This is a genomic window from Catenovulum sp. SX2 (genome assembly GCF_052056295.1).
GTDB lineage: Bacteria > Pseudomonadota > Gammaproteobacteria > Enterobacterales > Alteromonadaceae > Catenovulum.
Window position 1 is genome coordinate 723,382 of record NZ_CP182493.1, and the last position, 12,320, is coordinate 735,701.

Annotated in this window: 12 protein-coding genes; 6 read left to right on the plus strand and 6 right to left on the minus strand. The window is 39.1% G+C overall.

What is annotated here, in order from left to right:
• Positions 1-94: 94 nt before the first annotated feature.
• A complete protein-coding gene (metA, locus tag ACMZOO_RS03100) occupies positions 95-1,018 on the minus strand; it encodes a homoserine O-succinyltransferase MetA (protein ID WP_440905335.1) in 924 nt (307 codons plus the stop codon).
• 214 nt (positions 1,019-1,232) lie between these two features.
• On the opposite strand from metA, the gene ACMZOO_RS03105 reads away from it, so the two are divergent.
• The 4 genes from ACMZOO_RS03105 (at position 1,233) to ACMZOO_RS03120 (ending at position 5,264) form a co-directional block, all read left to right on the plus strand.
• The gene (locus ACMZOO_RS03105; protein ID WP_440905336.1) at positions 1,233-2,513 is read left to right on the plus strand and encodes a diguanylate cyclase domain-containing protein; all 1,281 of its coding nucleotides are present in this window, start codon (positions 1,233-1,235) and stop codon (positions 2,511-2,513) included.
• A 157-nt stretch (positions 2,514-2,670) separates the two neighbouring features.
• A complete protein-coding gene (locus ACMZOO_RS03110; RefSeq protein ID WP_440905337.1) occupies positions 2,671-3,651 on the plus strand; it encodes a family 43 glycosylhydrolase in 981 nt (326 codons plus the stop codon).
• A gap of 209 nt (positions 3,652-3,860) precedes the next feature.
• Positions 3,861-4,367, plus strand: a complete 507-nt coding sequence (locus tag ACMZOO_RS03115; protein WP_440905338.1) for a hypothetical protein — start codon at positions 3,861-3,863, stop codon at positions 4,365-4,367.
• 15 nt (positions 4,368-4,382) lie between these two features.
• The gene (locus tag ACMZOO_RS03120) at positions 4,383-5,264 is read left to right on the plus strand and encodes a DMT family transporter (RefSeq protein WP_440905339.1); all 882 of its coding nucleotides are present in this window, start codon (positions 4,383-4,385) and stop codon (positions 5,262-5,264) included.
• A 237-nt stretch (positions 5,265-5,501) separates the two neighbouring features.
• On the opposite strand, the gene ACMZOO_RS03125 is transcribed toward ACMZOO_RS03120, so the two are convergent.
• The 5 genes from ACMZOO_RS03125 to ACMZOO_RS03145 all read right to left on the minus strand — a co-directional run bounded on the left by ACMZOO_RS03125 (position 5,502) and on the right by ACMZOO_RS03145 (position 10,127).
• Positions 5,502-6,344 (minus strand): hypothetical protein, encoded by an 843-nt coding sequence (locus ACMZOO_RS03125; protein WP_440905340.1) that lies wholly within the window; start codon positions 6,342-6,344, stop codon positions 5,502-5,504.
• A gap of 29 nt (positions 6,345-6,373) precedes the next feature.
• Positions 6,374-6,820 (minus strand): hypothetical protein, encoded by a 447-nt coding sequence (locus tag ACMZOO_RS03130; RefSeq protein WP_440905341.1) that lies wholly within the window; start codon positions 6,818-6,820, stop codon positions 6,374-6,376.
• On the minus strand, positions 6,820-7,206 hold the full coding sequence (locus ACMZOO_RS03135; protein ID WP_440905342.1) for a hypothetical protein: 387 nt from the start codon (positions 7,204-7,206) through the stop codon (positions 6,820-6,822). The genes ACMZOO_RS03130 and ACMZOO_RS03135 overlap by 1 nt, the downstream gene beginning before the upstream one ends.
• Before the next feature lie 79 nt (positions 7,207-7,285).
• Positions 7,286-7,987 carry a hypothetical protein gene (locus ACMZOO_RS03140; protein ID WP_440905343.1) on the minus strand — a complete coding sequence of 234 codons (702 nt, stop codon included), beginning with the start codon at positions 7,985-7,987 and terminating at the stop codon, positions 7,286-7,288.
• Between the two features lie 463 nt (positions 7,988-8,450).
• Positions 8,451-10,127: a hypothetical protein gene (locus ACMZOO_RS03145; RefSeq protein ID WP_440905344.1), complete on the minus strand. Its 1,677-nt coding sequence runs from the start codon at positions 10,125-10,127 to the stop codon at positions 8,451-8,453.
• Between the two features lie 168 nt (positions 10,128-10,295).
• On the opposite strand from ACMZOO_RS03145, the gene ACMZOO_RS03150 reads away from it, so the two are divergent.
• Positions 10,296-11,105, plus strand: coding sequence for a hypothetical protein (locus ACMZOO_RS03150; protein ID WP_440905345.1), 810 nt, complete (start codon positions 10,296-10,298; stop codon positions 11,103-11,105).
• A 9-nt stretch (positions 11,106-11,114) separates the two neighbouring features.
• A complete protein-coding gene (locus tag ACMZOO_RS03155) occupies positions 11,115-12,248 on the plus strand; it encodes a hypothetical protein (RefSeq protein ID WP_440905346.1) in 1,134 nt (377 codons plus the stop codon).
• Positions 12,249-12,320: the final 72 nt, after the last annotated feature.

The window sequence follows — 12,320 nt, forward strand, 5'->3', positions numbered from 1 at the left end:
CTTTTTGTGGTTAGCTAAAAATTACCAACCTATAAATACAACAAAAGCGCTGCAACATAATTGTCAGCGCTGTTGGTTTAATTAAATTGTGCTGTTACACAGATAATTGCGACAAATCGAAAGGGGTCGCTTGGTACACATAATGGTTTAACCAATTGCAATACAACAAGTTACCATGGCTGCGCCACATATTCGCCGGCAAGTTATCTGGATTATCATCCGGAAAATAATGCTCAGGAACGGCTGGATCTAAACCATTGTTTACATCGCGCCAATATTCGTCTGCTAAAGTGGTGGCATTATACTCTGCATGGCCGGTAATAAACACACTTCGTCTGTCTTTACTGGCAATTAAAAATGCACCGCCCTCTTCACAAGTTGCTAGCACATTTAAATCTGGATGCGCTTCTAACTCAGCCAAAGGTACTTCAGCATAACGTGAATGTGGCATTAAAAAGAAATCATCAAAACCTTGAGTAAGTGGCTCAAGCGGGTCAATTGTTTTGTGTTTATATACACCCGACAATTTCTGCTCGCGCAAACCTCTGTCTAAACCATGTTGATGATAAAGCGCCGCATGTGCAGCCCAACACAAATAAATGGTTGATTGCACATGTTTTTTAGCCCAGTCCATAATTTCAGTCATCTTGTCCCAGTACTTAACGTCTGTGTAATCAATCAGACCAAGCGGCGCACCGGTAACAATTAAACCATCATAATTTTTGCTATGTTTCACATCATCAAACAAATGATAGAAGTTTGACATATGTGATTCAGGCGTGTTTTTTGATACATGCATATCAATGCGTAAAAGATCGATATTGACTTGCAAAGGTGTATTTGCCAATAAACGCATCAACTGAACTTCAGTTTCAATTTTATTTGGCATTAAATTCAGGATCGCAATTTCAAGCGGACGAATGTCTTGGCTCATTGCGCGGCTATCCGACATTACAAAGATGTTTTCTTCAGTTAACACCTTAAGCGCGGGTAACAGATCTGGAATTTTGATCGGCATGTCACAGCTCCTGAATAACATAAATAAGGGACAAATTGTTGCTGGAAAATGGCAAATTGTCAAATTATTTACGTCTAGACGTCTAAACGGCCAAAATAAATAACCATTACTCATATAGTGGCTTGACCATAACTAGCAGATTGGTTTTACTATCCGTTTCAGGCAATTTACTTGCCCCTTATCGCTTAGCAGTAACTTGCGGAAGTTTTATTAGATGTCAGAAAAATACGCTCACCTGCCACATATAAAAACACTAGAAGAATTAAAACTATATGAATTAATACCCGATGTTGTATGGATTTTTGATGTAGACAAACACGGCTGGTGGTGGGGTAACCAAGCTGCACTCAAGTTTTGGGGACTGGAATCGTTAGAACAGCTTATCAATAAAGATTTATCCGGTGATACCCAAGGTGCACGCGACCGTACCGTACAAACTTTTGAACTTGCCAATGTGCAAGGGTTAACGATTGACCCTTGGACCACCTACCCTAACGGCAAACCTAAAACTTTATATATGCGCCACCGTGCTTGTTTAGTTGGCCCCAACAAACACAGAGCCATAATTGCCTATATAAACGAAACTGTAGATTTAGGTGAATCACCAGAAAATTTGTTATTAGTAGAAGCCACCCGCTATACCAAGGTTTTGGTAACAAGTTTTCAATTTGATGGCACAGTGGTTACCGAAAACCCCGCTGCAACCGAAGCTTACCCGCACGAATTAACTGCAAGTGATAAATATAATGTGTTCGAAAAACGCTTTGTCGATATACAAGCCGGCTCTGAGTGTTTACAACTTGCGATAGAGCAAAATGGTGGGCGCTGGACACATGAAATGAACACAGCTTTGGGTGTGCGCAAACATACATTAGATATCCGTAAAACCCGTCATCCATTAACCGGTGACTTTTTATTATTAGTTGCAGAATATGATGTCACAGATTTACATGCAGCAATTGATGAAGCAGACAAAGCTAAAGCGCAATTACAAAAAATGGCGCATTACGATGCTTTAACGCAACTGCCCAACTTGCGTTTATTTGAAGAAAAAGGTGCAGCCTTGCTGGCACAAGCAAAGCGCAACAATAGCCAACTCGCAATTATATTTGCCGACTTAGATGGCTTTAAAAGCATCAACGACAATTATGGCCACGCAACTGGTGACAAGGTATTGCGCGAAGTTGCAGATAGACTATCGAGTGAACTTCGAGAATCCGACTTAGTTGCCCGTATTGGTGGTGATGAATTTGTTATATTGCAAGCTAATCTGCACAACCAACAAGAAGCTGAAAATCTAGCTTCAAAGATAATTTCAATTGTTTCACGCCCCTATCAATTAGCCGAGTCGCAGGCAAAGTTGGGCGTTAGTTTAGGCATAGCCTTTTATCCTAATCATGGTGATAACTTAAGTACTTTGCTTGTGCAGGCAGATCAAGCTATGTATCGAGTAAAACATCAAGGCAAAAATAATTATGTATTTGTTGATGGTTAGATAAATAACAAATTTCATACCTTTTACGCTATATTTTTACATAGACAGTTTGAGCAAATTAAATAAAAATGCCACCGGTAGCAGTCAAAAATAATAACAAAGCTCAAAGTCAATTAAGTACTTAGCCAGAACTCTGGATAACAAAGGTCAAAATATAATGAATAAAATTCTAAAACTAGCTGGAACCAGCCTAATGGTTTGCACTATTGCCGCCTGTAGTAAAGGGACTCCTGTTGGTAATCCACTCAACTTTGGTGGCGATATCCGCACCGCAGATCCATCAGCCCACGTGTGGCAAGATGGCAAAATGTATGTTTACACCTCGCATGATCTTGAATGCCAAGAAGATTTTTGGATGAAAGACTGGTATGCATTCTCTTCAACCGATTTAGTTAATTGGCAAAAACATGGCCCACTACTAACAGTGGACGATTTAACTTGGGCGGACAACTATGCTTGGGCACCAGATGCAGCTTATAAAAATGGCAAATATTATTTAGTCTTCCCTGCTGGCAATGGCCATAAAGACAGAGTAAACCCAGAAAAAAGCACTAAATGGATGGGCATAGGCATTGCCGAAAGTGACTCACCAACCGGCCCTTTTAAAGATATGATAGGTGGGCCACTTTGGAAAAGCCCCTATGCCAACGACCCAAGTTTATTTATAGATGACGACGGCCAAGCCTATTTATATGTGCACGCAACCAAGCATGATTATTACGTGATAAAAATGGCCGACGATATGCGTAGCACCCAAGGTGATTTTATAAAAATGGATATGGGTGGTTATGAACCTAAAATGGAAGGCCCTTGGGTATTTAAACGTGGTGAATATTATTATTACACCATGCCAGAAAACAACCGAGTATTAACCTACTACATGGCAAAATCGCCTATTGGCCCTTGGGAGTACAAAGGCGAATTTATGCAGCAAGAGCACCAAAGTAATAATCACCACTCAATTGTTGAATACCAAGGCCAATGGATTTTGTTTTACCATAGATGGTTAGACATAAACTCTGAATGTGGCCGACAAAGACACAGCGCAGCCGAATACTTGTACTTCAACGATGACGGTACAATCAAACCAGTTGAGCGTACTGATAAAGGTGTCAGTGATTTTGCAAATCGAAAGTAACTAATCAAAATTCCAAATAGGGAAGTTATACTTCCCTATATTTCTTAACCATTTTCTAAGACCTCCTCTGCATCAAACTATAGATCTTATTGATTTAATTAAGAATTAGCTGTAGTTTTCGATTATCACTACACAATAAGCAGAGCAAACATGGAAAAGCCACTTAGCAAAGCATTATGCACGGTTCGCCAGTGTTTGAGCTTTAAGACATGCTGACAATATTAAAAATATTACTGACGCTACCAATTGCGTATGGCTTTGTTTATCCGTTTATTGCCGATTCACAGCCCTCAGGGCTTTTACAAGAAATACAAATGCTCGGTATTTACCCAGCCATAATCAGTGCAGTTTTATTTCTGGCTCTTGTGTTTTGTTACGCCAAAGATTTAATTAAGTGTTTAAATTTAATTTCACCAAAGTCCCGAGCAGCCAAAGCAAATAGTGTTTGGTGGATGTTTGCCCTACCCTACAATTTTATTGAAGACTTTTTTATTATTTACAATGTCTCGAAATCGATACAAGCAGAAGCGGCGTACAATCAAAAATTGGCCGATGTAAAATCATTTGGTTTAGTTAGCGGCCTAGGTTGGTGTTTAGCGCAAGTAATTTCTTTGATTCCGAATGAAATTGGCGCATTGGCAGGGCTAGTAGCCATCTTACTTTGGATCCAACACTGGCTGTTTATCCGCAAAATAAACAACCAAATGTCGCAATAAATAGCAGGCCAATATTTGAGAACATTTTGCTTAACTACATTAGCACTATTCGCTTTTGCGGGTAATTCAGTTTTATGTCGACTCGCGTTAGCTGAACCATTGATAGACGCAACAAGCTTTACTGTTGTTCGTTTATTGTCTGGGGTTATTGTATTGTACTTATTAGTATTCATTGCGGGGCACAACAAACAAGGTGGCAATACATCAAGTTCTGGTAGCCTTTATCAAAAGACCACTTGGTTACCTGCGATATGTCTCTTTATCTATGCGACCACTTTTTCATTTGCGTATATACAACTAGATACTGGCACAGGTGCATTAATCCTGTTTGCAGCAGTGCAAATAAGCATGTTGTTATACGCCATATACTCGGGAGAACGTTTAAACAAAACAGCTGTTGTGGGCTTTTTATTGGCTGTGGCAGGTTTTGCTTATTTAGTCTCGCCAAACTTAACCAGCCCGTCGTTAATAGGTTTTATTTTAATGACGATATCAGGTATTGCGTGGGCAGCTTATACCCTACTTGGAAAAGGCGCTAATAATCCGTTAATCGACACCGCCAACAACTTTATCAAAACCTTACCTTTAATTAGTTTGCTGACTATTTTGGTTTACTTATTTGCGCATGATTCAATTAATATCAGTTCAACAGGCTTAATTTTAGCAATAACCTCTGGTGCTGTTACATCGGCTATTGGTTATGCTATTTGGTATGCAGCATTAAAAAATTTAACCGCGACTAACGCAGCAGTCTTACAATTATTAGTGCCAGTAATCGCCGCTATTGGCGGGATAATATTTGCGAATGAAACACTCACACTCGAATTTTTATTAGCATCAGCCATGCTATTGGGTGGGATTTTATTGGTTGTAACGAGCGAACAAAATCGCGCTTAATACCTGAACTGAGCAGATAGTTAAATGCGATTTTTAATTTAACGAAGGTGGTTGTAAGCTAAGTGCCAGGAGCGGAAGCTAAGCTCTAGGATAGTTAACGTCGGCTAACTGGCTTTCGCCGACATAAAATAGGGAAACACACGTTTAACGCCGCAATAAGCGGTGAGTGACAGTTTGCTAAAATGTGAAGCGAAGCGGAACCGAGCAAACCGTTATGAATCCGATTTCATTGCCTTGTTAGCTTTTAGCTTCCCTATGACTTGAAAGGTTCTTTATAGCGTCTTTTATGAGCGACTCTTGAAATCCTTTAACATCAGGCAATTTTGATGCTTCGCTTTCATTGAGTTGCATTAACTCCACTAAAAATTGTTTAAACGTACTAGTATCCTGAATAAAAGAAATACTCTCATCTTTAATTTGAAACCAATCCTCATCTTTACAATGGGCAGACGGTAACTTGATAGAATTAACTAAATAAACAGCGGCATCATTAATTTTTTTTGCAGAAACATCTAAGTTTCGGTCACTCATAAAAAATTTATCTTTTAAGGCCCTTATCTTGTTTAGCGCTCCTCTTTCATCGATTGTTAAGTTTTCAGAAAGTGCATCAATTAGACTTATTTTATTACTTAGATCATAAGCTAATATTTTGTATAATTTTTTCATTGTTTGCTCAGATAAGTACTTGGAACATTCGTTGTAAATATATAGCAAACACATACAACGATAGACTACTTGGGTTAACTGAGCATCAATAATGCTTAAGGATTTTTTCCTATTAACATAGTTAGGAATTAATATATTCACCGCATAAAATATATAAGCGGCAAGAACCGAAGCCGCAACTGAAAACACTTCCAAGTTTCCATGAGAGAAATTATCCAATATCCCAATAGAATATCCGAACCAATAAGGGGCTTCAGACGTTTTAATTAAAAGAAAACAAGAAATAATAACTAAACAGATATTGGAAATAGATATTTTATTCAATAGTAACTCTCGGATTAAATTTAAAGCTACCGCCGCTATATCGGGTGCAATGAAGCTTGGCAATAATACGCGAAGAATGCGTGCAGACAAGCTTTTTGCGCCCACCCTTAAAGCGATTGCTATTTGCCCGGCAACATCTTCTCTGCTTTTTCTGCAACTTCTTTAGGAGTAAAAATTTCATAGCCAATTGTGATAATTGCTACTAAACAAAAACCTATGATTGCAGTTGCACCTGCATTTTTATATTTCAAATGGGTACCCAGTATTGCAAAGCCTGCTGCTAAAATAGTAACAACAAGTGAAAATGTTTGTTGCTTGGTTGATAACTCAACGAATAGGTAAATGCCAAGTGATATAAACATTACCAAAAAGGAGCAGATCAGCATGATATTGAAATTAGGCTTTATCTTTTCACTTTTATCTGGAGTCTGAGGCTTTCCAGAGCTTAGAGATACATTAAAAAGAGAACTATTAAAGTTACGGTTTTCAGCAAAATTTTCAATTGTCTTAATTGATTCTGCAAGTTTATGGATTTCATCAACGTTTAATGGTGTTTTCGGAGACACTATTTAGCCCCCTGAGATGTAGATAAGACTCTTTCTACATCATTGAGAATAGCTGGACCAGTCCACTCATTTGCTGAATCGCCCCCTTTAATAACAACTATTCGATTGTTTTCAAGGTACAAACTTGTACCTTGGAACTTGACTCGCTCAGGATTGCCCTCAAACAGCTTTTGAGGAATACTTGTAAGCACATATCCAACAGTTTTTTGAGGAGGTTTAAAGGTTACACTTTGATCGTTATCAGGATTAAGAAGAAGTTCAAAAACGGCCCCTTCGCCCACGACAGGATGGACAATGGTTTTAATCGAAATGTGATTTGACAAATAGGAAGCTATTTTTCTATTGAATAGCTCGACATACTTTTCAAGTTTTGATTTTTTATTCATCTAGATGATAAACCACCATTGGTTAATTAGGGCATATTACGCCTAGCTCTGCACGTGAGCGATAGCGAGTCCGCTGGATCTATTTGTTAGATTTTTCATTCTCGGCTTCTGACTTGTCGTCTTTAAGAGTCTTTAGCTTCATAGCCAATACCATTGCCATCATTGCTACCATTGTCGCAAAAATAACAGTAAATCCTGGTGCCGCGATATCAAATACCTTCGAGACGCTTCCACTGGAGCTGCTAACAAGATCTTTAAACAAGGTAACGAACATTGTCCCCATTGCGGCCGTCAAGCCTAAAATTGCACTCATTCTTGAAACCAATCTACTCCTATAGTCCGACTCCGATATTTTTCGCTCGATCTCTTCGACTGACTTTGAGTCAATTGATGTTTTTATTTCTTCTTTTGCTACTATTAAGTGCGCTAACGTTTCGCAATAATTCTTTTTAGTCTCTGATGAAATAAAACTTGAATCCATTATTTCTTTGATTAACTCTTCCGCAATTTGCTTTGGCCTAAATACATCATCTCGCGCCACTTTATACTTTCTAGCTGTCGCATTGATGAGAGAGGAAAGAACCTCCTCATCAGGAATATGTCCTTCGGATATACCAGGCCGTAAAGCATAAACTACCTCTTTGTTTACGGTAGCGAGTTTTTGAATATATTCCTTGTCATCTTTCTTCGAAAAAATGTATCGCGTAATCAGTGTTACTAGCAAACCACTTAAGAGCCCACCACCTATTCCAACAACCCATGCATTATTAAGAATATCCATTACTTTCTCTCAAAAAATCTAACAGCTTAATCATCAAAAGTGCGCATAGGACTTTTCAATGTTGAGTCTAACAACGCCATTCCAATAAGTTTTAAATTAATAATTTCATAAACTTAAGCCTTGATTAACTAAAATGCAATAATATTTTTAGGACAGGCACCAAACCAATCGTCAAAGCGAGCCAAATATAAGGTCGTTAAGTATACTCCTTGTTATAAAAAACAAATAAAATCATATTGTTAATACCTATCATTCCCAGAAAGCTGATACCTTGTTCAAAACAATGAGAGAAATAATTTGAGTCTTTAAGTGTCTGCTTTGAGTATGGGAGCCGTTGTTCCGCTAAATTCGGGGGCAAGTTCTGCTTCTAGCTCATAACTGCCAATAACCATTACACCTACATTAAAGGGCAGATATGCACAACACATCTGCCCTTAACTGCTAACTTTGGAACGTCTCGAAATCACTTCAAAATTACCTGCAAGCCGGTCGGTGTGCCGCTTTCAACAAACTCATGTACATTATTCGTTGGCGCTAATAAAGGGGTGCGCCCCCATATATAACTTTGTTCAGCCACTATCGCTTGATACGCTTTATTCAATGCTAATGCGCGCTCAGCACTGGGTAACATTAAAATGCCGAGATCATGTTTTAGCGCGTCAAACATCGCAGGTTTTGCTGTTGTATCTGGGTTGTAAAACTTATTAAATACCTCTTGGTTGGTTCTAAACTCATCACCCCAAGGGTTGTTGGTTAAATAGGTTTGAAACTCAGCTCGGCCATCAGCCATTTTAGTTTCAGTTGTGCCGGCTATCGATTTTTCGCGCCAGTGATACCAACCGTTTTTAAATTGCTGATTATTAAATTTTCGCGCAAACGAAAAGTTTAAGTCGGTAGTAGCGCTAATGCCTGAATGACAGCCCATACAAAACACTGTTTCTTCATAGGTTTGTGGGCGCAAATCACCTTGTTTGTCTTCAATAAAAGCTTGGTATTTCCAGCCCATGCCTGTGTACAAACCAGTTTCACTATCCCCTTTAAATGTGCGTAAACGCTCAGGGAAATCGTGTTTTTCTTTAATTTCGCTTAAAGCGGCATTTTGCAGCTGAGCATAATTATTCCAACTGACTTTTTTGCTATAACGCACTTCTTTAATCCGCGCAGACATCTGTACTTGCTGCTGTTGATTTAAATCTAAATAGCGTACTGTGTGCAAAAACTCAGTGCCAACCGGGAATAAACCCGCAGCAACTTTCAGCTCACCTTGTTTTTGTACTTCACCCGCTTTGCCAACAAAGTACATATATTCATTCTGTTTCGGGGCCCATTTGTACGTAATTTTTTGTGCGCTCGCCAACTCACCGTTTTTGTCTAAATCTACTTGATAAAGCTGCTCATCAGTAACAGGAATGCTGATGTCTTTTTCTTGAATAAGCGCTTCAACAATTGCCAAATTAATTTGGTAAACCTGCATATCTAACTGACCTTGGTTATTTTGTCGAAACACTTGAGGTAAACGCAGCATAACATCGTCAGTTGCGCCATTGGTTGGCATAAAAGCACCGGGGAAAGGCGCATAAGCAAAAACTCGCCAACCGTTAAATTGGCCATCCGGTGTTTGGTCGAAGCCGTTTTGGTCAAAGTTAAAATACGCATCCGGCACAAAACCATCCCATTTGCCGTTGTTGTTTGCATCCCATTTTTTCGGTGGATTTTTTAATTTGTCCGCTAAGATAATTTCGCCATTTTGCGCAAAATAATTGGACTGACGTACATAAGCTAAAATGGATTCATCGGTTAACGATTGGGTATGTGCAGAAAAGTCTCGAAATAGATTTTTCCATCTATTGGTTTGTAAATAAGCCGCGGTAAAACCGTATTCTAACTGTAGGTCAGTTCCGTTGATAAAGTTGGGTCTTTTACCATTAGCATGGCAGGCATAACAGGAATTATATGATTTGCCCTGCTCGTCTTGAGTTTTGGTATAACATTGTGCTGGTACATACGCAGCTTCGTTATACATAACATTGGTTCGGGTATAAGTTTGTTTGGCTAGGGCTTGTTCTAGTTCTGATTGTTTACCTGAGCAGCCAGTCAAACAGGCAACAATCATTAACATCAAAATCTGTTGCGTGTTCATTAATTTCGTCCAAATAGTCAGTTAGCAAATAAAATCGCAATTTAACCAAGAATATTTACGGATTTATGAACACAGCTTAATAAGCCTCAGTCACACAAGCGTCATAAAATTGCAATAACATAAGGGTTTTGAGATTAAGCCTGCGCAGAACAAAGCAATAACAAAATCATGTCTGAACATCTGTACATATCTACCAGCAAACTCATTTTTATTGGTTTAGTGGCTGCGCTAAGTATCTGGTTTTTCACCCTCCACCAGCCGCAGCAAACTTTACAATTAAGCTTAAGTCAGCACACTTGCCTAACCAATAATAACCAAAGCAACGCGAGTTTTAATTTATATATTCCAACCAATTACCACAGCCAACAATTGGCTGAAAGTTTGTGCAACAACACAGAAATCAGCAAGCACTACCACCAAGTCACTATTAATTGGCAACCGAGAAAATTCATTGGCAGTGAAACTATTTTAACCCAAGCTTATGATTTAATTTGGTTACGCGACTATCGCCTGCAAGGTTTAGCACCCGATTATCAATCCATTTACCAACCTCTGGTTGAATTGCCCACTTACGACATACATTGGTATAGCCACAGTCCAATTGCGAGCTTGGACAAAACTTTTTTCGCGCAGAAAAAAATAGGTTTAATTGACGATCCTGCAAGTTTATCCACTTACCAATTGCCTTTAACTCAACTACGCCAACTGAATGTGGATGAATCACAAATTGTCTATTGCGCTAACTATCAAAGCTTAGTGCAGAAGTTCTTGAACCAACAACTAGATGTAATTCCGTCCATTAGTTTAGTCAGTGCTTTACAAGACTGGCCATCAACCCAGCAAGCTGTGTTGGCGCAAAACCGTCCTATGGGTAATTGGTATGTCAGTAATCAAGTTGACGCTAAACTGCACGGTTTGCTAACTAAACAAGTAAACCACTACATGCAGTCGCTACAAATTAGCCACAACAAATCTTAAGGTCACGTTATGCACTTCAATCGCCGAGTTATTTGGCAGTTTTTAGCCGTCGGATCACTGCTGTTTTTATTAAGTGTTGTGCGCAGCTATTGGTCTGTTCATCAGCAAGTCACGGCTGCTATCCATCAATCTTACTTGCTCAGCAATACAACTTTAGTTACACCTGACTTATTAATTAATTTGGAGCAACAGCTCAACAACAGCAAAGCTTTTACTTTTACCCATCCGATATTTTCGTCTGTCATTCGTCAGGTATCTATTAAACAAGCCAGCAGTGTGTTGTTGGAAGATTCAGCATCAAGTTGGTTTAACTTAGCTGTGGTTACCAACTTGGCCGAACAACGGATAAAAACTCGGTTCGATTTAGCTTATCAAGTAAGCTGGTTGAGCTTATTGCTGTTTACCCTGTTGGTGTGTTTATCGTTAAATTTGCTTGTGGCCGCTTTTCCAAATGCACGCAAACAAAAACTAATCACTTGGCGTAACCGCCTGCAAACAATTGGTTTTAACAAGTCTCAAGCTAAAGTTATCGCTAATAAACTCAGCGCCAGCAGTGTCGCGACTCAGCAACAATGCCAATGGATAATGGCACAAAATTCAGTTAACGAACGAACTTGGCTGCTTGAACACTTGCTCAATACGCAGTTAAAACCTGAGCAATTTAGCTGGCTGCAACTCGCGCTGAGTAAAAACATTTGTGTTAAACAGGCGCTAAACATAGCCACAGCGACAGACGAATTAACAATAGATTTAACCAACAGCCAAGTTACAATTCACGGAATATCCTGCCAACTCAAGATCACCCCACTGATTTATTATTATTGGTACGCGCAAAAACAAAAAGACAATTTAGGCGCTTATATCAACCCTGCGATAAACAAACCAGATAGAGAACAAGGTCAATATTTAGCCGAGTTGATGCAGCAATACGGCGGCCATAAAAAAGCCATTAACGACTTATTAGAAAATGGTTTAAAAGGAAAAACTCTCGACCAAAACCGCAATAAAATAAAAGAAGAACTAACCCAACAGCTTGGTGATTTGGCAGAAAATTATTTATTCGACAGCCGCCGTGATGGTCGCACCGCACGTTACCAATACTGGCTTAAACTGCCGGCTGAAAAGATAACTCTAAAAGTTTAGAGATATCTTTTTCACATAACTGACCTTTATTTTTTCTACAGTTTTCTCAACTTTTATTCAGGAGAAAACAAC